This is a genomic window from Bifidobacterium callimiconis, assembly GCF_003952005.1.
GTDB lineage: Bacteria > Actinomycetota > Actinomycetes > Actinomycetales > Bifidobacteriaceae > Galliscardovia > Galliscardovia callimiconis.
In genome coordinates this window covers 43,209-65,951 of the sequence record NZ_QXGJ01000003.1, presented here as the reverse complement: position 1 = coordinate 65,951, position 22,743 = coordinate 43,209, and the positions used below count along the sequence as shown (strand labels likewise).

The window sequence follows — 22,743 nt, the reverse complement described above, 5'->3', positions numbered from 1 at the left end:
GAGGACGTCCAACGGCGTCTTCGTGGTGCGTAAAGGCGTTCATCGGAACGCAAAGAGACAGGATCCACAGAAGAGGTAGACATCTCATGATGGTCATGACAGTAAAGGAAGCGGCCCTGGCGGTAGGCGGCAGGCTGCACGTGCGGGACGACGAACAGGCCGGTCGTCCGATCGGCACGGTGGTGACCGATTCCCGACAGGCGGGCGAAGGGGCCTTGTTCGTGGCCATCGCCGGCGAACACGTGGACGGTCACGATTTCGTGGCCAAGGTGGGTCAGGCCGGTGCCGCCGCCGCGTTGGTGGACCACGAGATCGCCGACGCCGACGTGCCGCAGATCGTCGTGGACGACACCATCAAGGCTCTGGGCCTGCTGGCCAAGGCCAACATCGAGCGCCGTCGCGCCGCCGGAACGCCGTTCACCGTGATCGGCATCACCGGTTCGGTCGGCAAGACCACCACCAAGGACCTGCTCAAGGCCCTGCTGTCGTCCCAGGCCCCCACCGTGGCGCCCGTGGGCTCGTTCAACAACGATATCGGCATGCCGATCACCGCGCTGCAGGTGGACGAGCACACCCGCTACCTCGTGTCCGAAATGGGAGCGAACCATCTGGGCGAGATCGCCTACCTGACCTCGCTGGTGCGTCCCGACGTGGCCGTGGTGCTCAAGGTGGGCGTGGCCCATCTGGGTGAATTCGGCTCCGTGGAGAACATCCAGAAGGCGAAGAGTGAGATCGTGCGCGCGCTGGACGCCGACGGCGTGGCCGTGCTCAACGCCGACGACGAGCATGTGGTGCCGATGGCCCAGCTTGTGGACGGCAAGGTGCTGTGGTTCGGCATGGGCGACGGCGCCGCATCGAAGGCCTCCGACGTGCGCATGGACGGTCTCGACCGCGCCACCTTCACGCTGGCTCTGCCCGGACAGGCCCCGGCCGACGTGGCTCTGGCGATTCCCGGCCGTCACAATGTGATGAATGCGCTGGCCGCCGCCACGGTCGCCTGGCATCTCGGCGTGCCCACAGAGGACATCGTTGCCGTGCTGGAGAAGCAGTCCAGCATCAGCCCCCATCGCATGGCCGTCTCCACGCTCAAGCGCGAGGGAGCGGAGTTCACCGTGATCGACGATTCGTTCAACGCGAACCCCGACTCCATGAAGGCGGGCCTCGACGGTCTGGTCGGATGGTCCGGTGAAAACACCGACGGCAAGCCCTACCGCGTGGCCGTGCTCGGCTCCATGCTCGAGCTGGGTGGCGATGAGGCCGGTCTGCACCGTGGCATCGGCGAATACGCAGCCAAGCTGGGCGTCGACGCCGTGATCGCCGTGGGCAGCGAGCACGACGCCAATCTCGACTCCCTCGCCGCCGACATCGTCGACGGCGTGAAGGCCGCGAACGATCCGCACGCCGAGCTCGTGCACAACGTGGACGACGCCGATCGCGCCGTGATCGATCTGGCGCTGGCCCATCCGCATGCCGTGGTGCTGCTCAAGGGCTCGCACGCCTCCGGACTGAGCGCGCTCGCCACGCGCTGGGAACGCAACGACGACCTGCCCGCCGCGCGTAAGAACGGCGGCAACGAAACCACGAAGAATGGAGAAGCACTGTGATTTCGCTCCTTATCGGTCTTGGGGTGTCGCTGATCGTCACCCTGGTGGGTACGCCGCTGCTCATCAATCTGGTGCACAAACTGCACTACGGACAGTACATTCGTCAGGATGGTCCGCAGTCCCATCTGGTCAAGCGCGGCACTCCTACGCTGGGCGGCGTGGTGATCAACCTCGCCATCGTGCTTGGCTGGGCCGCGTCGGCGCTGTACCGCTATATCGCCTATCGTGACGTGCCTTCCTGGACGGCGTTGCTGGTGCTGTTCGCCATGCTGTCCATGGGCCTGCTGGGCTTCATCGATGATTTCGCCAAGGTGCGCAAGAAGCAGAACGAGGGCCTGTCGGTGGGCGGCAAGTTCTTCGGCCAGTTCGTGTTCGCCACCATGTTTGCCGTGCTGGCGCTGCTCATGCCCACCAAGAACGGCTTCCCGAGCGCGCAGGCCGGTATTTCGTTCGTCGAGCACCGCATCGTCTCGTTCGAGTTCGCCGGCCGTGCGGTGGCGATCGTGCTGTTCGTGATCTGGGTGAACTTCCTGATGACGGCGTGGACGAACGCCTTCAACCTCACCGATGGTCTTGACGGTCTGGCTTCCGGCAGCTCCATGGTGGCGTTCATCGGCTATGCGATGATCGCGTACTGGGAGAGCTACCATCTCAAGGGCGCCGGCCACTCCGGCTTCGCCTACTCCGTGTCCGACCCGCAGGATCTGGCCATTCTGGCCGCGTGTGCAGTGGCCGCATGCTTCGGATTCCTGTGGTACAACACGAATCCGGCCAAGATCTTCATGGGCGACACCGGTTCGCTGGCGCTCGGCGGTCTGTTCGCCGCGCTGTCGATCACCACGCACACCGAGGTGCTCGCCGTGGTGCTCGGCGGTCTGTTCGTGATGGAGACCTGCTCCGACGTGATTCAGGTGGGCTATTTCAAGATGACCCATAAGCGCGTGTTCAAGATGGCGCCGATCCATCATCATTTCGAATTGTGCGGATGGCAGGAGAACACCGTCGTCGTGCGGTTCTGGATGATCGAGATGCTGTTCGTGCTGGTCGGTCTGGTGCTGTTCTACTCTAACTGGCTTGTCGGCTCCGGTCTGTTCTGACCGTATGCGTTGCGTGCGCCGGTCGGGTCGTGACGACGCCGGCCGTTGATCGCTGGTCTCCCGTCGCGCCGTATCGATATCGGCTCTGTATCGGCGGGAGACTAGCCTGACGTTGGTATGAAGAATCCTAAAAGGAGGGGTCCGTTGACCAAGGTAGAGGATTTTCAGGGCAAGACCGTGATGGTGGCCGGACTGGGAGTGTCCGGTGTGAGTGCGTGCGATCGGCTGAGGGATGCCGGCGCCACCGTGCTCGCATTCGACGAGCGTAAGCCGGACGCCGATCTGCACCGGTTCGAGGACATCGACTTTGATGCGCTTGACGCCATCGTCACCTCGCCGGTGTTCGCACCGTCCACGCCGTTCCTTGCCGAGGCCGCCCGTCGTGGCATCGACACGATGAGCGAGGTCGAGCTCGCGTGGCGTCTGCGTGTGCCGTCCGCGTCGACCGGCAAGCCCGCCGCCTGGGTGGGCATCACCGGAACCAACGGCAAGACGTCGACCACGGAGATGACCTCCGAGGTGCTACGCGCCGCCCATCTCAAGGCTCCCGCCGTGGGCAACATCGGCACGCCGGTCTCCTCCGCGTCCGTGGACCCAGCCAACGATGCGCTGGTGGTGGAGCTCAGCTCGTTCCAGATGCACTACACCGATTCGCTTGAACTTGACTGCGCCGCGATCACCAATCTCGCCGACGATCATCTCGATTGGCATGGCGGATTCGACAACTATGCGGCCGACAAGGCGAAGGTCTATCGCGGAGTCAAGCGCGCGCTGGTCTACAACGCCGACGATGCCCGCGTGACCGCGCTGGCCGAGGCCGCCAAGCCCGCCGAAGGCTGCCGTAGGGTCGGCTTCACGCTTGGCGCGCCCGCCGCCGGACAGATCGGCGTCGAGGACGGCTGGATCGTGGATCGCAGCGGTCTGCGCGACGAGGACGCCGCCGAGCGCATGGCCAGGGTGCTGGACTTCACGCACCTGTGCGAACCGGACGGCACCGTCTACCCGCATCTGCTGGCCGACGCCCTGTGCGCGTTGGCGCTGTCCCTGGGCATGGGCGTGTCGGCGGCCACCGCCATCGGCGCGCTCAAGCAGTTCGCCCCCGGCGGCCACCGCATCGCCAAGGTCGCCGAAGCCAAGGTGCCCGGCGGTGTCATTCGATTCGTCGACGACTCCAAGGCCACGAACGCGCATGCGGCCCATGCCTCGCTGTCCAGCTTCGCTCCCGGCTCCGTGGTCTGGATCGCCGGCGGTCTGGCCAAGGGTTCGCGCTTCGAGGACTTGGTAGCCGATCAGGCGCACACGATCAGTGCCGCCGTAATCATCGGCGTGGACCAGCAGACCATGCTCGACGCGTTCGCCGCCAAGGCGCCGGAGATTCCGCTGACCGTGATCGACCCCGAGCCGAAGGACACGGTCATGGACCGTGCCGTCGAAGCGGCCGGCGCCTATGCCAAGGCCGGCAGCGTGGTGCTCATGGCCCCCGCCTGCGCGTCCATGGACCAGTTCAAGTCGTATGCGGACCGTGGTGATCGTTTCGCCGCGGCCGCGCAGCAGTGGGTGGCGGCGCATGCCGAGTAGTCCGAACGGCAAGCCCGCCCGTAACGCCCGATCCGGTGGCACTCCGTCCAAATGGAACGCGGTTGCCGTCGGATCGTCGCGCGGACGCAGCCCCGTCCGGATCGGCCCCGACGATACCGATGATGCGGATCTCAAGGGGCTTGACAAGGCCGTGGCACTGGTCACCAACGGTTCTCCGGTGGCCAAGGGCAAGCCGGGCGGAACGCCGGCCAAGCCGGTCGACTACAGCGGCATCCGTTGCCTGCTCAATCCCGTCTGGTGCTATTACGGATTCATCATCGCGGTGACCGGTCTGACGTTGTTCGGTCTGCTCATGGTGTTCTCCAGTTCGGCGGTCGACATGATCTCCAGCAGCAAGCCGACCTGGTACGAGCTGGTCACGCAGACGGCGTTCGCCGTCGTCGGCGTGGTGGTCGGCTTCGTGCTGGCTGCGTTCCCGGTGAAGGGGTTCCGCAGACTGTCGATGATCGCGATGATCATCGGCGTGGCATTGCAGCTGGCCACCAAGATTCCCGGCATCGGCTCGGAGGCCGGCGGCAACATCGGCTGGATCATCCTCGGCCCGGTCCGTTTCCAGCCCGCCGAAATTCTCAAATGGGTGCTGAGCATCTGGATGCCGGCCGCGCTGCTTGCCGCACGGTCGAAACGTACCGTCAAACGCAAGCCTCTGCTGGCGTTCAACGCGCCACCATGGTTGGCGAAGGTCGGAAAAATCGTGGAGATCTTCATTCCCCGATCCTATTGGGTGCCGATCTGCGGTTTTCTGCTTGCCTTCACCGCGGTGATCCTCGGACACGATCTGGGAACCGCCATGATCGTGGTGCTCATCGGTGCCGTGGTGCTGCTCGTCGGCGGGTTCCCGCTGCGCATGTTCGTCTTGCTCGGCGGTGTGGGCGCCGCGGGCATCCTGCTGATGTTCGTCACGGGCAGCTCCAATCGTATGAGCCGCATCATGGCCACGTACGGCGAATGCTCGAGCGAGGATCTGACCGGTGTGTGCTACCAGTCGATCCACGGCACCTACGCGTTGGCGTCAGGCGGTCTGACCGGCGTGGGGCTTGGTAATTCCCGTGAGAAGTGGAACTATCTGCCGGCGGCGCACAACGACTTCATCTTCGCCGTGATCGGCGAGGAGCTTGGATTCCTCGGAGCCTGTGCGGTGATCCTCGGCTTCGTGGTCATGGGTTGGTGCATGATCGCCATCGCCGTGCGTCATCAGGACGCTTATGCCCGCATGGTGATCATGGCGTTCACTATCTGGTTGGTCGGACAGGCGCTGGTCAACATCGCCGTCGTCGTCGGCATTCTGCCGGTCATGGGCCTGCCGATGCCGTTCATATCGTCAGGCGGCACCGCGCTGATCATGTGTCTGGCGGCCGCGGGAACCGTGGTGAGCATGGCGCGATCCCAGACCGAGATCAAAGCGGCCGTGTCGAAATCGTGACACGACGTGACACGACGCATGACGCCCGGGGTTGACCGCCTCGGGCGCTATGCTCGTAACCATGTCTGATCGAGTAAGCATCGTGCTCGCCGGTGGCGGCACCGCAGGTCATGTCAATCCGCTGCTGAGCATCGCCTCCGAAATTCGCAGAATCCGTCCGGATGCCGCCATCAGCGTCATCGGCACCGAAGTCGGTCTGGAGAAGCGGCTCGTGCCCGCGGCCGGCTTCGAAATGGACACCATCGAAAAGGTGCCGTTCCCGCGTTCGATCAACGCCGACGCCTTCAAATTCCCGATGCGGTGGATCCACGAAACTGGTAGGGTCAAGCGCATTCTCACCGAACGTCACGCCGACGTGCTCGTCGGTGTGGGCGGCTACGCCTCGGCCCCCGCCTACTACACGGCCCACAAGATGGGCATTCCCGTGGTGATCCACGAACAGAACGCGCGCGCCGGCATGGCGAACAAGCTCGGCAGCCGGTGGGCCGACTTCATCGGCACGGTCTACGACAACACCGGTCTGACCGCCCGTCCCGGTGCGGTCATCGAACGTGTGGGACTGCCGCTGCGTCCCGCCATTGCCCAGGTCGCCGAAGCCATGGAACAGGATCGCGCCGCGGCCCGCGTCGCAGGCGCCACTGCGCTTGGCCTCGATCCGAACCGGCCCATCGTGCTGGTCACCGGCGGTTCCTTGGGCGCACAGAGCCTCAACATCGCCGTATCGAACACCGCGAAGGAACTGCTTGACGTCACCCAGATCATCCACCTGACCGGCAAGGGCAAGATCAGTCAGGTCCGCAAGCTCGTCGAGGCCTCCGCCGGTGCGGACGTCCTGTGCGGCATCGGACCGGACAGTGCCGGACAGGGCGACTACCACACCGCCGAATATCTGGAGCGCATCGATCAGGCGTTCGCCTGCGCCGATCTGGTCGTCTGCCGCTCCGGCGCCGGCACCGTGGCCGAAATCGCCGCACTGGGCCTGCCCGCCGTATACGTGCCGCTGCCCATCGGCAACGGCGAACAGCGGTACAACGCCGAACCTGTAGTGGAGGCCGGCGGCGGCTTCCTGGTCCGCGACGCCGACTTCACCAGCGAATGGGTCGCAGGCCACGTGCCCGCATTGCTGTCCGACAAGGACAGACTGCGTGGACTCGCCCAGGCCGCATGGACCTACGGCATCCGCGATGCCGCACACACCATGGCCGAACGCGTGCTGTCCTTCGCCGACGCCAAGCGCTGACGGATCCGGGAGATGCATCCCGGATCCAATATCCCGTCCTCGTTCATAATGGAATGAGTTGTTTTCCGTTTCATAAGGAGAATTCGTCGTGTCTGACCACGCTTCCGACAACACCATCGTGCTTGAACCCACCAGCAGGCCGCCGCATGCCGACACACTGCGCGTGCAGGACCTCGGCCGTACCCACTTCATCGGCATCGGTGGCGCCGGCATGAGCGTGCTGGCGGAGATCCTGCACGAGCAGGGCGTGGACGTGCAGGGTTCCGATCGCGAGCTCGGCCCCAAGGCCGAACGTCTGCAGGCGCTCGGCATCACCGTGATGATCGGCCAGAAGGCGGAGAACGTGCAGGGCGTGGACACCGTCGTATGGTCCAGCGCCATCAAGCCGGACAACCCCGAAATCGTGGCGGCCGTGGCCGAAGGCGCCCGCCTCATGCACCGCAGTGACATTCTGGCCCTGCTCATGAGCACCTCGCGCGCCGTGACCGTGGCCGGCGCTCACGGCAAGACCACCACCAGTGCCATGATCTCCCAGATTCTGGTGAATGCCGGCACCGGTGAACTCGCCGACCCCAGTTACGCGATCGGCGGATCCATTCAGGGACCGGACGGCACCACCATCGACGGCGGCCACGCCGGCAAGGGCAGCGTGCTCGTCGCCGAGGCCGATGAATCCGACGGCAGCTTCGCGAAATACCATCCCGAGATCGCCGTGATCACCAACGTGGAGGCCGAACACCTCGACCATTACGGCACCGCCGAACACTACCGTCAGGCGTTCGTCGACCACTCCCATCACGCCACCGGACATGTGGTGTTGTGTGCCGACGACGAGGGCGCGCTTGCCGTGCTTCGCGCGATGAGCCCCGAGTCCGCGGCCAAGGCCGTCGCCTACTCCACCCACACCGCCGACGAGATCGGCGATCTCAACGGCGCATCCCTGGTGCACATCGATCATGAGGCCGAGGCCGCCGCGTCCGATACCGTCGACGCCGTGGAATCCTTCGTCCTGCATCTGCCGGCCGGGCTCGGCGGCACGGACTCCGAGGCTGCCGACATCACCGTCGGTCTGCGTATTCCCGGCATCCACAACGCCCGCAACGCCGCAGCCGCCATCACCGCGGCCACGCTGCTGGGTATGGACCCTCATGACGCCGCCCGTGCGGCCGGCTCGTTCCGCGGCGCCGCGCGTCGCTTCGAGATCCGTGGCGAGCGCGCCGGCGTGACCGTCGTGGACGATTATGCGCATCATCCCACCGAAATCGCCGCCATGCTTGATGCCGCGCGTCGTCGTTTCCCCGAGTCCACCGTGCATGTGCTGTTCCAGCCGCACCTGTTCTCGCGCACCATGTTCTTCGCATCCGAATTCGCCCATGCGCTGGCCAAGGCCGACGACGTGATCGTCACCGGCATCTTCCCCGCCCGCGAGAAGCAGGCCGACTATCCGCAGATCGGCCCGCAGACCGTGGTCGATGCCGCCGGAGACATCGACCATGATCCCGCAACGTGGATCCAGGCCGTGCCGGATATGTGCCAGGCGGCCAAGATGCTGGCCATGCGTTCCAAGGCCGGCGATGTGATCTTCACCGTCGGCGCCGGTGACATCACCAACATGGCCGAGGTGCTGCTGCGCGTGCTCGAGGCCCGTTCCGCCACGGACGAACGTTGATTCGGGTCGGGTGATCATGGCCGGACGTGTCGTCTCTTCATCGGATTCGCCGCAGGACAAGCCGTCGAAGTCGCAGGGCGGAAGCTCCCGGGGGTCCGTCTCGAAACGTACCCCTCGCGAAGCGAGCGGCACGGCGCACGGTAATCGTGTGTCGCACCCGTCCCGTTCGTCGCGTTCGGTGTCGTCCGGCTCCTCCACGCGGGGGAGGGGAGACGTCGCTCCGAAGGGCCGTTCCCTGAGTTCCCGGAGCTCCCGCGGAACCTCTGATACGCGCAGCCGGGAAGGGGATTTCGTCGACGCGCGAACCATGCCGCCGCGCAAGTCGGTCTCCGAACGCCTCGACAGCCCTGATTTCGGCGGCCCCGGCCTATTCGCCCGTCCCAAGGTGGTGAACTTCCCCGAACGACTCAAGGAACGCCGCCAGGCGCACCGCCGGGAGGTCGCCATTCGCGCCGTCATTGTGGTGGCAGTGATCGCCGCCATCGTGACGCTGATCTGGGGCCTGCTGTTTTCGCCGTTGCTGCGTCTGCACACCGATCAGATCTCGGTCGGTGGCACGAACACATGGGTGTCGGAAAGCGAGGTCGCCAACATTGCGTATGCGCAACAGGGCAAGTCGCTGCTGCTGATCGACACCGCCGGCATGGAGGACAAGATCAGCGAACTGCCGGGCGTGACATCGGCCACCGCCGTGAAACACTATCCGCACGGATTGGATGTTACGGTGAAGGCCGAAATTCCGGCCGCCGTACTCCGCGCCTCCGACTCCGACTACACGGCCGTGGATCGCGAGGGCCGTGTGCTCAACGCGGTGAACGCCTCGGTGAAGGGCATTCCCGTGATCGAAGTGAAGGACGCCAAGAAGAGCCTGGACAGCAAGGCCGTCAAGCAGGCGCTGCAGGTGCTCGGCTCGCTGGATGAGTCCATGCGGCAGAAGATCACCAAGGTGGAGGCGAAGACCCAGGATTCCATCACCACCACGCTCGAGGACGGCTACACGATCATCTGGGGTAATTCATCGCAGATGAAACTGAAGAAGGCCGTGGTGGACACGCTGCTGTCGAACCCCGATCAGCTTGAAGGGGCGAAGACCATCGACGTCGCCGCCCCGGACAAGGCCACCATCAAATAGGGCGTTTACAAGGAACGCCAGGAGCGACAGGGGGAGAGCCCGTCAGTGCATCAGTTCGTCGGTGTCGTAGTTGATCGTCACTGGACCGTCATTGACCAGGCTCACCTGCATATGTGCGCCGAACCGGCCCTCCTTCACCGTCAACCCGTATGACTCGAGTTCACGATTGAAGTCGTGCCACACCTGTTCGGCATGATGGGGTTCGCCGGCGCCGGTGAACCCCGGGCGGTTGCCGCGGCGCACGTCGGCGAACAGCGTGAACTGCGAGATCGACAGTATGGCGCCGCCCACGTCGAGAATCGACTTGTTCATCTTGCCGTTCTCGTCTTCGAATACGCGTAGATGGGCGATCTTGCGGGCCAGCCACGCCACCTGATCGGGACCGTCCGCATCGGCGACACCCACCAGCAGCATGAATCCGCGATCGATGGACTGGGGAACGAACGGTTCTTCGAAGGAATTGCCGGGCTCGGGAACGACGTCCACGGATGCACGGCTCACTTTCTGCACTACGATACGCATGACGATCAGTGTAGGTATCGCCATACGACATTGCGCGGCCTCCCCGGATGGGGAAGACCGCGCAATGCGATATGTGTGGGTATGGGTACGTATTCGTCAGACGCTACGCCACGTATATGGCGTTTGCGTATACGTCGTCATTTGGTGCCGCGAAGTTCGGCCTCGATCTCCTCGAGGGACTTGCCCTTGGTCTCGGGGATGAACTTGGCCACGAATGGAATGGACAGCACGGCGAACGCGGCGAAGATCGCGAACGGGCCACCCACGTTGTTGTGAAATGCGGCAAGCAGCATCAGGAAGAACTGCGAGACGATGAAGTTGCCGATCCAGTTGGCGGCGGAACCGATCGACGTGCCGATGCCACGCACGGACAGCGGGAAGATCTCACCGATCATCACCCACGCCAGCGGACCCCACGAGACGGCGAAGCCGAGGATGTAGATGGCGATCAGCACCATCGTCGGGATGGCGGCGTGGCTTACGTCACCGAGGAAGTTGAGCAGGGCGAGTGCGATCAGCGAGACGGCCATGACGATGGATCCAATGAACAGCACGGTCTTGCGGTTGAAACGATCCATGAAGATCGTGGCGACGATGGTGGAGGCGAAGTTGACCACGCCGATGCCTACCGACACCCAGATCGCCTGGCTGGCCGGGAATCCAAAGCCCTTGATGAACACCTGCGGCAGGAAGTAGATCACCGAGTTGATGCCCACGAGCTGCTGGAACAGCATGATGCCGATGGCAGCGATGATGGCCGGGCGTGCGGTGGTGAACAGTTCCTTGACGCTGCCCTGTTTCTTGGAGCCTTCAGAGTTGGCGACACGCTGGATCTCGTCGAGTTCGGCGGTCACCTCGGTGGCGTCCATGTCCTTGCGGATCAGCTGCAACACCTTGAATGCGTCACGTACGTCACCCTGCTTGACCAGGTAGCGCGGGGATTCAGGCAGCAGGATGCCGCCGATCAGCAGCAGCACGGACGGAATGAGTGCGGAGCCGAGCATCCAGCGCCAGTCGCTGAAGCCGAGCAGGTTGTGGTTGAGGAAACCCAGGTTCGACACGTAGGCGAGCAGGATGCCGAACGTGACCATGAGCTGGAACAGCGTGGACAGCGAACCGCGATGCTCCTTCGGCGCGAGCTCGGCCAGGTAGGCGGGGGTAAGCGCGGATGCGGCGCCGACGGCCAGGCCGAGCAGGATGCGGGCCATCACCATCCATACGAATCCGGTGGCGGTGGCGGACAGGCCGGAGCCGAGCAGGAACAGTATGGCGGAGACGATAAGCAGCTTCTTGCGGCCGTACTTGTCGGACAGGCCGCCGATGGTCAGCGCGCCGATCATGGATCCGATCAGCACGGAGGAGGTGATGAATCCGGTCTGCGCCGCGTTGAGCGAGAATTCGGATTCGATCAGCGGCGATGCGCCGGAGATGATACCGGTATCGAAGCCGAACAGCATGCCTCCCAGCGCGCCGAAGATAAATATGAATGTGTTATTCAGTGGGAATCGCATCGAATCTCCTTTGTCTCGGTCCTTCCACATTCCATCCCATTGCCCTGATCCCGGAATCCGGCCGGGAAAACAAAAAAGACCTGAGACATGGTCCATACCATGTCTCAGGTCTTGCCTCGTTTTACCAAGTAGCAACCCTGCTGATCAAAACAACTGATTCCTCACAATATAGGAAAATGCAACAGTTGGCAACTCCGGGTGTTTCGCGTGTTGTTTGGTGTAGTGAACGGTGTGGAGGGGTGGAAACCGTTGGGAAACCGTTGGAATCGCAACAAAAAAGCCACCCAAGCGTGTGCTTGGATGGCTTAATTCGTGGAGCCGCCGGGAATTGAACCCGGGTCCGATGACCGTACCCTCAGTCTTCTACGTGCGTAGTCTGCTGGCCAGGTGGCTATCTGTCTGCCCCCGCCGATGTCGCAGACAACTGGCGGCGGGCATAGTCACAGCAAAAGTCCCCGAAGCGCCCTGTGACGCAATGCTTCAGGCAAGTCTCCTAATGACGCTCAGCATCTCCCCGGAAACATGGGAGAGTGAACGGAGCGGCTGCTCGCTGGTTAGATCTGGCGCGAAGCTCAGGCAGCGAGAGCGAACTCAGTGCGGTTAGATTTAGCACTTATTCTTTGCGGGAGGACATTAACGAGCGGACCCCCGCGTTCTCGGCACGCTTCCCTGCGACGAACAGGTCACCGTCGAAACCGATCGACCCCGATGTTGAATTATCAATCAACTGCCGACATAAAAAGCCGGACATCTCAATATAGCGTTGGGATGTCCGACCTGTCAACAAGGAGTGTCGCTCACGGCGAAATCATGAATCATATATTCATGATTTCGGCCGCGGGCGAACAGGGGGAGGAGAGATCGCTCACTCGGCCTTGTGCTTGGCCTCGTACTCGGCGATGTAGTCGGGCATGACTTCCGGGTAGTCCGGCCAGGCGCCGGCCTGGGTGCACACGTACGCGGCGGTGTTCACGGCGGCGCGGTGGGCTTCCTTGAGCGACTTGCCGAGCAGGATGTTGATGGTGAACGCGCCGGAGAAGGAGTCGCCGGCACCGATGGTGTCGGACACCTCCACGCGCGGCGTCGGCAGGGTGGAGATCTCGCCGTCCTTGGCCAGAATGGTGCTGAAGTCGGCGCCGGCGGTCAGGATCACGTAGTCGAGATCGTAGTTGTCCATGAACCACTTGCAGGCTTCCTCGTCGGTGCCGGTGATGCCGAACATCGGGCGCAGCAGGACGAGTTCGTCGTCGTTCAGCTTGAACACGGTGGCGTCGGCCAGCTGCTCTTCGATGAGCTCCTTGGAGTAGTGGTCGCCGCGGATGTTGATGTCGTAGTAGCGCAGGGTCTCGGGGCGGCTCAGCTTGAGCAGCTTCATGATCGTGTCATGCGATTCCTGCATGCGGCAGGCGAGGGAACCGTAGCAGATGGCGTCGGCCTTGCGCACCAGGTCGATGAGGTCCTGGGTGAGGGCGATGTGATCCCAGGCCACGTCCTTGACGATGGTCCACTCGGGGATGCCGTTCTCCAGCTTCACGTCGGCGCGGCCGGTGGGGTAGGCGTTGCGCTGCAGGATGGACTTGATGCCGGTCTTCTCGACCGCGGCCAGCAGCTCGTCGCCAAGCTCGTCCTGGCCGATGGCGCTGATCGAGTAGCCGTCGGCGCCGTTCTTGGTGGCGTGGTAGATGAAGTTGACGGGGGCGCCGCCTGCGCGCTTGCCTTCGGGGATCATGTCCCACAGGATCTCGCCAAGGCTCAGGACGATCGGCTTCTTGTCGGTCATTGGTTTTCCTTTCTTCTGCATCTCATCTCCGAGATGTGCTTGTTGTTTGGTTGTGGTTGATCGGTTTTCGTTCGTGTCGGCGTCCGGTTGTTCGCGGCCCTGGCGGGGTCACAGCCCTTCCATCTGTTCGACAAATTCTGAGGGGTGTTCGAGGAACTGTGCGGTGGCCACCGCGGCGGCGCCGTTGAGTGTGGCGTCGACGGGCAGGTCGGACAGTATGATCTCGGTGGTTTCGTCCAGCACGGGGATGACGCGCTGGGCCACGATGCTTCGCACCCGTTGCAGCATCGGCTCGCCGGCTTCCGCCATGATGTCGCCGATGACGATCTGCTTGGGGTTGAAGGCGTTGATGATGGTGACGCAGCCGTATCCGATGTAGGTGGACACCTCGTGCACCAGCGCGAGCGCCTCCGGATTGCCGTTGCGGGCGAGGGTGAACGCCGCGCGGCAGGCTTCGGCGTGGTGCATGCTTTCGGAGCCGGGAACGAGCCCGGATTCGTTGACCATCTCGTGGAAGGCGATGGCGGAGCAGTAGTTTTCCAGACAGCCGACGTTGCCGCATTCGCACGGCCGGCCGTCGGCGTCGATGCTGATGTGGCCGATCTCCGTGGCCGCGCCGAGTTCGCCGTTGACGAGTTCGCCGTGGTCCATGAGTCCGAGTCCCACGCCTTCGCCGATCAGATAGTAGCCGAGATTGCGTGACGTGGCTTCCGGGTTGAACAGGGCCTGGGCGAGCGCGCCGGCGCGGGCGTCCTGTTCGATGAATACGGGCACGCGGAATTCGGAGGCGAATTCGTCGATGAAGTTGACGTTGCGCCAGCCGAGCATGGAGGTGACCACGGCGGTGCGGCCTTCGTCGCGCAGGTAGGGGCCGGGCACGGCCATGCCGATGGCGACGATGGAGTCGTCCTTGTCGAGGATGGCGCGGATGCGGTTCTTGATGTCCTCGCAGGTCTGCGGAATGGTGTCGTTGCGTACCGGGGGCAGCGTCTGCATGGATTCGAGGTTGCCGCCGAGGTCGAACACGCCGATCTGGGCGAGGGAGCGCGCGAACTTGACGGCGATCACGCGGTATTTGGATTCGTTGAGCTGCAGTCCGATCGAGCGGCGCTTCTTGATGCCGTCGAGGTTGCCGGTTTCGCTGATCACGCCCATGTCGATGAGCTGTGCGGTGATCTTGGTGATGGCGGCGGGGGTGAGGTCGAGTTTGCGGGCGATGTGCGCACGGGAGCATACGCCGTCGCGATGGAGCAGCTGGATGATGCGGGATCGGTTCAGCTCGGCCATGGAGGCGTGCGTGCTGCCGGGTGGTGCGATCATGCGTCCTCCTTGACTTCGTTGTCGGCGGCAGGCGGACTTGCTATTACTGTAGTCCGTATCGTCGTCAATCGTTTGAATTACGTGTTGTGAATATATTAACCTCGTTAATCAATTAAGCGCAAACGCGACACGCGGATGCGAATGATTTTCCCGACGGCATGATGAAAGCCGACTCCGTCATACGCGTCGACGACCGGGTCCGATGACACAGGTGGAATCGGACGGCGTTTTATCGTTTCGATGTGGGAGAATGTGACCACGAGCACATCGTGCACATGACATATATACGAGTCCGGCGAGTAGGAGGGTGCGTTGCCAAGACAGAGAAACGCGGTCGTTGTCACGCATAGGCAGCTGGCGACCACCGGCACCGAAGTCAAGGAAGTGGTGGAGCAGCTCAAGGCCGCTGGCTTCGACGTGACGATCGTGGACAATCTCGAGGCCCCGCCGTTCGCGGCCAGTGAAGTGCAGACGTTCAACCCCGAAACCGAAATCGTGGTCGTGCTTGGCGGCGACGGAACGATCCTGCGCGCGGCGGAACTCGTCAAGGGCACCGACGTGCCGATCGTGGGCATCAACATGGGCCACGTCGGCTTCCTCGCGGAATTCGAAAGCTTCCAGACCCAGGATGCCATCGCCAAGATCGCCGCGCGCGACTACTCGATCGACGAACGCGTGATCGCATGGGTGGACGTGTGGATGCCGGGTGCCACCGAACCCATGCACGATTGGGCCCTCAACGACGTGACCCTGGAACGCGCCGACCGCGGCAAGATGGTGGAACTCAGCATCAGCGTGGACGACGTGGAGATGAGCTCCTTCGGCTGCGACGGCGTGATCGTGTCCACACCCACCGGGTCCACCGCCTACGCGTTCTCCGCGGGCGGCCCCATCATCTGGCCCAACGTGGACGCCCTACAGCTCGTGCCGCTCGCCGCGCACGCCCTGTTCTCCCGTCCGCTGGTCATCGGATCCAAGTCGTCGTTCACGCTCGACATCGCCGAGGACTCCTCGAGCGAAGGCTGGATCTGCTGCGACGGACGCCGTCAGCGGGCCCTGCCGCGAGGAACCCGCGTGGTGGTGCGGCAGTCGCCGAACTCACTGCGTCTGGCACGTCTGGTCGGCGTACCGTTCACCAGTCGTCTGGTAGGCAAATTCGATCTTCCCGTAATGGGATGGCGTGAGTCGGGCAAGAACCGCGGCTCAAAGGAGGGCAAGAGCCGGTAATGCTCGAGGAACTGGAGATCCGCTCACTTGGCCCCATCCGTCATGCAGTGGTGAATCCGGCTCGCGGCATGACCGCGATCACCGGCGAGACCGGCGCCGGAAAGTCCATGCTGCTCAACGCACTCCGACTGATATCCGGCGGCACCGTCTCCGCACGAACCGTATCGGAGGGCGACCGCGAGGCATGGGCGCAGGGCGTATTCGACGTCACGCCGGACAGCACCGTGGGCGCGCTCGCCCGCGAGGCCGGCGCCGAACTCGACGACGACGGACTGTTCCTCGCGCGCACCCTGCCCGCACAGGGCCGGTCGCGCGCCGTGCTTAACGGCAAAAGCGTGCCGCGTGCCATACTGCGTGATCTGACCGACGAACTGGTCGCCATCCATGGTCAGGCCGACCAATTACGTATGGCCGCGCCCGCCAGGCAGCGAGAGTTCCTCGACTCATATGCGGCCGACACGGCCGAGCTCGACGCCTACCGGGCCGCATGGAAACGACTCAACGACTGTGAGGCCAAACTCCGGGCGATCACCGAACAGGAGTCGGAGACCATGCAGCGCGCCGACTATCTGCGCGAATCCATCGACCGCATCGACCGCATCGACCCCCACGACGGCGAGGACGTCGAACTCAAGGCCATGCGCGACCGCATCGAAAACTCCGCCGCCATCATGCAGGGCGTCGGCGGCGCGCTCGCCGCGCTCGACCCCGGTCAGATGGGCGTGGACTCCGAGACCGGCGGCGCGCTCGCCATGATCGAACAGGCCGTGCACTCCCTGCAATCCATTGGCGTGCATGGCGTTTACGACGAGGCGGCCGAACGGCTGAGCACGGTGGAGACGGAACTGTCCGACATCGTCTTCTCGCTTGGGGGCATGCTCGAACAGGAGGACGGCGAAGGCGACCTCGATCAGATCAACGGGCGCATCCACGACCTCGACGAACTCACCAGACGATGGGGGCCCACGCTTGCCGATGTGATCGCATGGCGGGAAAAGGCCGGCTACGAACTCGAGGACCTTGACGCCTCCCCGGAACGCGTGGCGCAGCTCACCAGCGAGCGCGACGCAGCCCGCACGGCGGCGCTTGAGGCGGCCGATCGGCTGGGGGAGCGGCGACGTGAGGCCGCCGACGAACTCGCCGAACAGGTGACCGGCGAACTGGAATCGCTGGCCATGTCCGGAGCCCGGCTCGACATCGAAGTGAGGCGCCGCACTGACGACGGACTTGACGCCCATGGTGGTGACGATATCCGCTTCCTGTTCACCGCGTTCCCCGGCGCCCCGCGACTACCGATGGGCAAGAGCGCATCCGGCGGCGAGCTGAGCCGACTCATGCTCGCACTGGAACTGTCGGCGGCGCAGAAGGGATTCTCATCCGTGGCCGGGCAGGGCATGACGTTCGTGTTCGACGAGGTGGACGCCGGCGTGGGCGGCAGGACCGCGGCCGAGCTCGGCCGACGTCTGGCGAGACTCGCCGAGAATGCGCAGGTGATCGTCGTGACCCATCTGGCGCAGGTGGCCGCATGGGCGGACGCGCAGTTTGTGGTCTCCAAGCATGTCGCCGATTCGAAGTCCGACCCTGCCTCGGCCGACGCCGACACGGTCACCACCGTCGACGAAGTGCGTGACGACATGCGCGTGCACGAGATCGCCCGCATGCTCGACGGCGGCGAAACCGAAACGTCGCTGACGCATGCGCGCGAACTACTCGACGCCTGCCGACTGTGACATCGTCATGCCGGCACGGTGATGTCGGCTCCCGCGGATAGCGTGGGAGCCGTCAAGTTGCAGGGGAACCCGACTCGATGTCGATGACGCGAACACGTCCGGCGTGCGGTGGAACGGGTTGAGAAAGGCATGACGCCTGACCCTTTGAACCTGTTGGTTAACACCATCGTAGGGAGGAACGATTATGAGCGTACTGACGCCCGTATTGTCCATTGCCGGCTCCGACTGTTCCGGCGGCGCCGGAATCCAGGCCGATCTCAAGACCATGAGCGCCAACGGCTGCTTCGCCATGTCCGTGATCACGTCCGTCGTGGCGGAGAACACAGCTCGTGTGATCTCCGTACTCGACGTGGATCCGAAGATCATCGCCGACCAGATCGACGCCGTGTTCGAGGACATCCGTCCGAAGGCCGTCAAGATCGGCATGCTCGACAATCCGGACATCATGCAGGTCGTGGCCGACAAGCTCGTCGAATATAAGGCCGAAAACGTGGTCATCGACCCGGTCATGTACGCCAAGAACGGCGCGCCGCTCATGGACCCCAACTGCATCGACTCGCTCATCAAGATCGTGATCCCGCACGCCGACGTGCTCACGCCGAACATCCCCGAGGCCGAGTGCATCTCCGGCCTGAAGATCACCGATCTCGACGGTCAGAAGGCCGCCGCCAAGGCCATCCAGGAGATGGGCTGCACGTCCGCGCTCGTCAAGGGCGGCCACGCCACCGGCGACGCCATCGACGTGCTCTACGACGGCGAGCGCTTCTACGAGTTCTCCGCCAAGCGCATCAACACCAAGAACACGCACGGCACCGGCTGCACGTATTCGTCGGCCATCGCCGCCAATCTTGCGCTCGGTCACCCGTTCCACGAGGCCATCGACCGCGCCAAGAAGTATGTGACCATGGCCATCGAGCATTCGCTCGAGCTGGGCAACGGCAACGGTCCCACCAACCACTTCTGGGATCTGTATGCGCACGGCCTGGCCGGCTTCGATGCCAATGCCTGATTCCCGTCACGATTCCCGGATGACGACACCCGCCGGCGACACGTCCGCACCGATTCCGTCGGACGCGAACGCCGGCAAGGCCGCCATCTTCGACCTCGACGGCACGCTGCTCGACTCCATGCACGTGTGGACCGACGTGGACAATGAATTCCTGCACAAACGGGGGTTCGACGTGCCCGCCGACTATGCCGAATCCATCGCCCACCTGTCGTTCGAAGGCTGTGCGGAGTACACGATCCGCCGGTTCGGCCTGCCGGACAGTCCGCAGGATCTCATGGACGAATGGAACCGCATGGCATTCGACGCGTACACCACCACCGTGCCGCTCAAACCGCATGCGGGGGAGTACCTGCGGCATCTCAAGGCCACCGGCGCCAAACTTGCCGTGGCCACGAGTCTGCCGCCGCGTTTCCGCGAGGCCGTGCTGCGCCGACTGGGCGTCTACGATCTATTCGACGCGTTCAGCAGCGTGGGCGACGTGGGCGACGTGTCCAAGGACCAGCCCGACGTGTATCTGCACGCCGCCGCCCAGGTGGGCGTGAAGCCAACCGACTGCACGGTGTTCGAGGACATTCTCGTCGGCATCCGCGTGGTCAAGTCCGTCGGCATGCACGCATGGGCCATGTACGACGCGTCGTCGAAGAGCCACTGGCCACAGATCCAGGCCATCGCCGACGGCGTCATGCATGACTTCTCCGAAGCCCCCCGAATCCTCTGACCCTCTCGTTCTTCTTATTGCTTCGTGTCCCTCCCCGGAACTGGCCGGTAACAGCATTCTTCCGTGCTCCTCCCGAGGGAAGAAGCTGGCCGTAATAACGCCGGTCCCATTCCTTCGTGCTCCCTCCAAGGGAGGGAGCTGGCCGGCCAAAAGCCGGCCTGAGGGAGGGATCACGCCCCTCAGACCTCACTTAACACCTCCACCCACCCCGAAAGGACCATCATGCCCCTTACCCGTTTCCTCTCCGACCACCCCTTCGCCGAACGCCTCTACAAGGCCGCCGAACCCGTATGGGAGGAGGGCGTCGACCAGCCCTTCCTGCGTGAGCTCGGCGACGGCACGCTCGACCGTGAGAAGTTCGTGTTCTACATGCTGCAGGACTACCTGTACCTCAACGACTACGTGAACGTGCACGCACTCGCCTTCGCCAAGTGCGACGATCCGAAGATCCGCACGCACCTGTCGACCGCCATCGCCGGCGCGTCCAACGAGACCGAGCACGTGCACGACTTCTTCCGCGACGTGTTCGGCATCACCAGGCAGCAGATGGACGACGCCCGCCAGTCGGCGTTCGCCCGCGCCTACACGTCGAACATGATCGCCATCGCGCACACCAAGCCGCTGGTCGACGTGCTCGTCGCCCTGCTGCCGTGCGCCTGGGTGTACGCCGACTACGGCACGCGCATCGCCGCGCGCATCGGCGACGGGATCGAGACGAACCCGTACCGCGCATGGATCGACATGTACAAGACCGACGAGTTCTGGAATTCCGCCGTCTGGCTGATCGACGACATCGAGAGGCTCTCCGCCGACCTGACCGAGGAACACAAGCAGACGCTCGTCGAACAGTTCGTGGTGGGCGTGGAGCACGAGTACATGTTCTGGGACAGCGCCTACCGCCTCCAGCAGCGCTGGAAGCCCGAGTGGAAGTAGCCTCGGACTCCTCTGACTCCCCTCGACGAGGGGAGTCAGAGAGCCAGGCCTGATCGGCCTTATGCCAGTCTGCGGAACGTGGTCGGATAGTCGTGTCGGCTGCGAAGCGCCGACGCGCCCAACGCCATCACGCCGACGCCGAGCATGATCGGCAGTGCCACCCACGGCGAGACGAGTGTGGACATCAGCGTGAACCCTGTCATTGGTATCAGCGTGATCAGTATCGGAATGTTGAGCGTGCCGGTGGTGGTCGCATGGGACGCCAGCAGCACCTGCTCATTGACGAACGTCAGCGCCGGCACGGCGATCAGCGTGTAGACCATCTCCGGAGTGGTCAGGGAGCGGACCGTCAGCGCGCCGCCGTATAGGCAGTACAGCACCGGCGGCAACAGCATGACCAGGCCCAGCATCATGGGAAGCATGCTCTTCGCCAGCAGATACTGCGTCATCGAACGTCCCGAGCAGCGCATGGCCTCCACCGTGCCGTCGGTCTTCAGCGGTGCGTTCATGCTCATGGTGAGCGTGTGCCCATTCGGGTAGGAGGTTCCCGCGGTAAGCGCCGGAGGGAAATAGGCGATCATCGGCCCGAACAGCATGAACACCATGGCGGTGTACTCGTTCCCCAACCACACGACGAATCCGACGATGTAGACCAGCATCATCACCACCATCAGCACGGTCATCAGCCAGAATGGACGGCTGCGCCTGCAGATCATCCAATCCTTCCAGAGTATTGCCTTCATCATTGTCTCCTTTGCAATGGGTTGTTCCACGACGTCGCGCTATTTCATGTGCAGTCCGAAGTCCACGTCGGTGGTCTCCCTCCCGAGCGTGGCGGCCTCCATGAACGCCGGATAATCGGTGAAATCATGGGTCATGCAGTCCTTGACCAGATGCCGGTTATCAAGGATCACCACGCGGTCGGTCACCTCCCAGCAGTAGTCCAGATCATGGGTGATCGTCATGATCGTGCGGCCATCGGCCCGAAGCTGCTTCATGAGCTCGATGAGCAGCTGCCGGGTGAGCGGGTCCACGGCGTTGGTGGGCTCGTCGAGCATGATGAGCTTCGGATCGAACAGCATGCCCGTCACGATGCCGGCACGCTTTTTCAATCCCGACGACAGCTCCTTCACCTTCTTGTCGAGATGCTCGCCGAGTTCGAACGCCCGGACCATCGGCAGCTCGTCCAGATGCGTGATATCCACCGGATGCGAGTTCTCGTGCGTGGCGTAGAGCATGGCGCGGAACCGGATGTTCTCGCGCACGGTCATGTCGGCGGTCAGATTGTTCGAGTCGGTGAGCTGGAACACGTCCCGCATGGAGGGGAATACGTCCGCGTTGATCACCGCGTCGCCGTGCTGAGGGCGCAGCAGGCCGAGAATCACGCCGAACAGGGTGGTCTTGCCCACGCCGTTGTAGCCGAGAATGCCGATCGACTGGCCGGCCGGCACGTCAAGATTGATATGGTTGAGCACGGGCTTGTGCTTCTTGTATCCGAAGGTCATGTTTCGCACGGACACGGCGATCGGTGCGCTCGTGTCGGGCTTGGTTCGTCCATTGGCGGGAGCGGTGATGGGTTTGGTGGTGGTTGCGGTCATGATGAGTGCCTTTCCTGTGAAGAAGATTGACCAGAGAAACAGAACGAATGCGGTCAGTAGCGGTTCGGTCAGCAGCAGAAGACCGTTCGTGCCGACGATGACGGTGCGTAGTGACGGCACGAGCAGACGGAATGCCAGTATGATCAGCGCGCCGAGCACGCCGGACGGCATGAGTGCGACGATTGCCTGCGCGATCAGATACTGTCGTTTCGGCCGGCCGTTCGCCGTGAACGCGGTCAGTGTGCCGTTGCCGATGTCGCCGCGGATGAGCTCCATCGCGCAGGTGGGTACGAACGACATGAGAAACATGATCAGTGTGACCTGCAGCAGTACCGTGGCGAATGTTCTGCCGGGCTGGATGGCCGTTGCGAGTGCGATGAACAGCACCGTCATGATGCCGGTCACGATCAGCATGATCAACAGCCCGGTATTGCGACAGATCTGCAGCAGATCCTTGTAGAAGATGGCTTTCATATGAGCCTCACATGCCTGATGAGGGAATTTTGGGCAGGCTCACGCCAGCCCTATGCAATAAGTGATTAATAGATACCTATTTTTTGGGAAACGATCTCTCCCGCTGGCTCCCCTCTCCGAGGGGAGCTGTCCGCAAAGCGGACTGAGGGGAGCGTTG

The 22,743-nt window shown here is 63.5% G+C and carries 18 protein-coding genes, 1 other RNA gene and 1 riboswitch; of the genes, 12 read left to right on the top strand and 7 right to left on the bottom strand.

All coding sequences use genetic code 11. The features are described from left to right. Positions 1-86: 86 nt before the first annotated feature. From D2E23_RS03765 to D2E23_RS03735, 7 genes are all read left to right on the top strand, one after another. Positions 87-1,604, top strand: a complete 1,518-nt coding sequence (locus D2E23_RS03765) for a UDP-N-acetylmuramoyl-tripeptide--D-alanyl-D-alanine ligase (RefSeq protein WP_126029672.1) — start codon at positions 87-89, stop codon at positions 1,602-1,604. Further along, positions 1,601-2,701 (top strand): phospho-N-acetylmuramoyl-pentapeptide-transferase, encoded by a 1,101-nt coding sequence (gene mraY, locus D2E23_RS03760; RefSeq protein WP_126029671.1) that lies wholly within the window; start codon positions 1,601-1,603, stop codon positions 2,699-2,701. Before D2E23_RS03765 ends, mraY begins: the two co-directional genes overlap by 4 nt. 180 nt (positions 2,702-2,881) lie before the next feature. Then, a complete protein-coding gene (murD, locus tag D2E23_RS03755) occupies positions 2,882-4,279 on the top strand; it encodes a UDP-N-acetylmuramoyl-L-alanine--D-glutamate ligase (RefSeq protein ID WP_241227213.1) in 1,398 nt (465 codons plus the stop codon). Then, positions 4,269-5,723, top strand: a complete 1,455-nt coding sequence (locus D2E23_RS03750) for a peptidoglycan glycosyltransferase FtsW (protein ID WP_126029669.1) — start codon at positions 4,269-4,271, stop codon at positions 5,721-5,723. The genes murD and D2E23_RS03750 overlap by 11 nt, the downstream gene beginning before the upstream one ends. Positions 5,724-5,784: 61 nt before the next feature. After that, entirely contained in the window at positions 5,785-6,963 is a 1,179-nt protein-coding gene (locus D2E23_RS03745) for a UDP-N-acetylglucosamine--N-acetylmuramyl-(pentapeptide) pyrophosphoryl-undecaprenol N-acetylglucosamine transferase (protein WP_126029668.1), read from the top strand. Positions 6,964-7,051: 88 nt separating this feature from the next. Beyond that, positions 7,052-8,632, top strand: coding sequence for a UDP-N-acetylmuramate--L-alanine ligase (gene murC, locus D2E23_RS03740; RefSeq protein WP_126029667.1), 1,581 nt, complete (start codon positions 7,052-7,054; stop codon positions 8,630-8,632). A 307-nt stretch (positions 8,633-8,939) separates the two neighbouring features. After that, positions 8,940-9,764, top strand: coding sequence for a cell division protein FtsQ/DivIB (locus tag D2E23_RS03735; protein ID WP_240541500.1), 825 nt, complete (start codon positions 8,940-8,942; stop codon positions 9,762-9,764). A gap of 42 nt (positions 9,765-9,806) precedes the next feature. Here D2E23_RS03735 and dtd read toward each other — a convergent pair whose 3' ends face one another. The 5 genes from dtd to D2E23_RS03710 all read right to left on the bottom strand — a co-directional run bounded on the left by dtd (position 9,807) and on the right by D2E23_RS03710 (position 14,897). Then, entirely contained in the window at positions 9,807-10,286 is a 480-nt protein-coding gene (gene dtd / locus D2E23_RS03730) for a D-aminoacyl-tRNA deacylase (RefSeq protein ID WP_126029827.1), read from the bottom strand. A gap of 137 nt (positions 10,287-10,423) precedes the next feature. Next, positions 10,424-11,827, bottom strand: a complete 1,404-nt coding sequence (locus tag D2E23_RS03725) for a sugar porter family MFS transporter (protein WP_240541501.1) — start codon at positions 11,825-11,827, stop codon at positions 10,424-10,426. 280 nt (positions 11,828-12,107) lie between these two features. Then, positions 12,108-12,504: a transfer-messenger RNA gene (gene ssrA / locus D2E23_RS03720) on the bottom strand. Between the two features lie 158 nt (positions 12,505-12,662). Continuing rightward, on the bottom strand, positions 12,663-13,577 hold the full coding sequence (locus D2E23_RS03715; RefSeq protein ID WP_126029664.1) for a carbohydrate kinase family protein: 915 nt from the start codon (positions 13,575-13,577) through the stop codon (positions 12,663-12,665). 108 nt (positions 13,578-13,685) lie between these two features. Beyond that, positions 13,686-14,897 (bottom strand): ROK family transcriptional regulator, encoded by a 1,212-nt coding sequence (locus tag D2E23_RS03710; protein ID WP_126029663.1) that lies wholly within the window; start codon positions 14,895-14,897, stop codon positions 13,686-13,688. A gap of 312 nt (positions 14,898-15,209) precedes the next feature. On the opposite strand from D2E23_RS03710, the gene D2E23_RS03705 reads away from it, so the two are divergent. The 5 genes from D2E23_RS03705 (at position 15,210) to tenA (ending at position 20,514) form a co-directional block, all read left to right on the top strand. After that, a complete protein-coding gene (locus D2E23_RS03705) occupies positions 15,210-16,124 on the top strand; it encodes an NAD kinase (protein WP_126029662.1) in 915 nt (304 codons plus the stop codon). Beyond that, positions 16,124-17,854 carry a DNA repair protein RecN gene (recN, locus tag D2E23_RS03700; protein ID WP_126029661.1) on the top strand — a complete coding sequence of 577 codons (1,731 nt, stop codon included), beginning with the start codon at positions 16,124-16,126 and terminating at the stop codon, positions 17,852-17,854. The genes D2E23_RS03705 and recN overlap by 1 nt, the downstream gene beginning before the upstream one ends. Before the next feature lie 51 nt (positions 17,855-17,905). Further along, positions 17,906-18,046: riboswitch (TPP riboswitch) on the top strand. Continuing rightward, positions 18,039-18,863 (top strand): bifunctional hydroxymethylpyrimidine kinase/phosphomethylpyrimidine kinase, encoded by an 825-nt coding sequence (gene thiD, locus D2E23_RS03695; RefSeq protein WP_206431986.1) that lies wholly within the window; start codon positions 18,039-18,041, stop codon positions 18,861-18,863. (Overlaps the previous riboswitch by 8 nt.) 19 nt (positions 18,864-18,882) lie before the next feature. Beyond that, positions 18,883-19,581 carry an HAD family hydrolase gene (locus tag D2E23_RS03690; RefSeq protein ID WP_126029660.1) on the top strand — a complete coding sequence of 233 codons (699 nt, stop codon included), beginning with the start codon at positions 18,883-18,885 and terminating at the stop codon, positions 19,579-19,581. Between the two features lie 222 nt (positions 19,582-19,803). After that, a complete protein-coding gene (tenA, locus tag D2E23_RS03685; protein ID WP_126029659.1) occupies positions 19,804-20,514 on the top strand; it encodes a thiaminase II in 711 nt (236 codons plus the stop codon). Between the two features lie 59 nt (positions 20,515-20,573). Here the strand turns inward: tenA and D2E23_RS03680 are convergent, their stop codons facing one another. Both D2E23_RS03680 and D2E23_RS11790 read right to left on the bottom strand, forming a co-directional pair. Next, the gene (locus D2E23_RS03680) at positions 20,574-21,260 is read right to left on the bottom strand and encodes a hypothetical protein (RefSeq protein WP_126029658.1); all 687 of its coding nucleotides are present in this window, start codon (positions 21,258-21,260) and stop codon (positions 20,574-20,576) included. Between the two features lie 36 nt (positions 21,261-21,296). Continuing rightward, entirely contained in the window at positions 21,297-22,586 is a 1,290-nt protein-coding gene (locus D2E23_RS11790; protein ID WP_241227202.1) for an ATP-binding cassette domain-containing protein, read from the bottom strand. Positions 22,587-22,743: the final 157 nt, after the last annotated feature.

Bases quoted from the DNA above. Each gene is read 5' to 3' on its own strand.
- D2E23_RS03765 (WP_126029672.1), top strand. From the start codon at position 87: ATGATGGTCATGACAGTAAAGGAAGCGGCCCTGGCGGTAGGCGGCAGG.
- murD (WP_241227213.1), top strand. From the start codon at position 2,882: ATGGTGGCCGGACTGGGAGTGTCCGGTGTGAGTGCGTGCGATCGGCTG.
- D2E23_RS03750 (WP_126029669.1), top strand. From the start codon at position 4,269: ATGCCGAGTAGTCCGAACGGCAAGCCCGCCCGTAACGCCCGATCCGGT.
- D2E23_RS03745 (WP_126029668.1), top strand. From the start codon at position 5,785: ATGTCTGATCGAGTAAGCATCGTGCTCGCCGGTGGCGGCACCGCAGGT.
- D2E23_RS03735 (WP_240541500.1), top strand. From the start codon at position 8,940: ATGCCGCCGCGCAAGTCGGTCTCCGAACGCCTCGACAGCCCTGATTTC.
- dtd (WP_126029827.1), bottom strand. From the start codon at position 10,286: ATGCGTATCGTAGTGCAGAAAGTGAGCCGTGCATCCGTGGACGTCGTT.
- D2E23_RS03725 (WP_240541501.1), bottom strand. From the start codon at position 11,827: ATGTGGAAGGACCGAGACAAAGGAGATTCGATGCGATTCCCACTGAAT.
- D2E23_RS03715 (WP_126029664.1), bottom strand. From the start codon at position 13,577: ATGACCGACAAGAAGCCGATCGTCCTGAGCCTTGGCGAGATCCTGTGG.
- D2E23_RS03710 (WP_126029663.1), bottom strand. From the start codon at position 14,897: ATGATCGCACCACCCGGCAGCACGCACGCCTCCATGGCCGAGCTGAAC.
- recN (WP_126029661.1), top strand. From the start codon at position 16,124: ATGCTCGAGGAACTGGAGATCCGCTCACTTGGCCCCATCCGTCATGCA.
- thiD (WP_206431986.1), top strand. From the start codon at position 18,039: ATGAGCGTACTGACGCCCGTATTGTCCATTGCCGGCTCCGACTGTTCC.
- D2E23_RS03690 (WP_126029660.1), top strand. From the start codon at position 18,883: ATGACGACACCCGCCGGCGACACGTCCGCACCGATTCCGTCGGACGCG.
- tenA (WP_126029659.1), top strand. From the start codon at position 19,804: ATGCCCCTTACCCGTTTCCTCTCCGACCACCCCTTCGCCGAACGCCTC.
- D2E23_RS03680 (WP_126029658.1), bottom strand. From the start codon at position 21,260: ATGATGAAGGCAATACTCTGGAAGGATTGGATGATCTGCAGGCGCAGC.
- D2E23_RS11790 (WP_241227202.1), bottom strand. From the start codon at position 22,586: ATGAAAGCCATCTTCTACAAGGATCTGCTGCAGATCTGTCGCAATACC.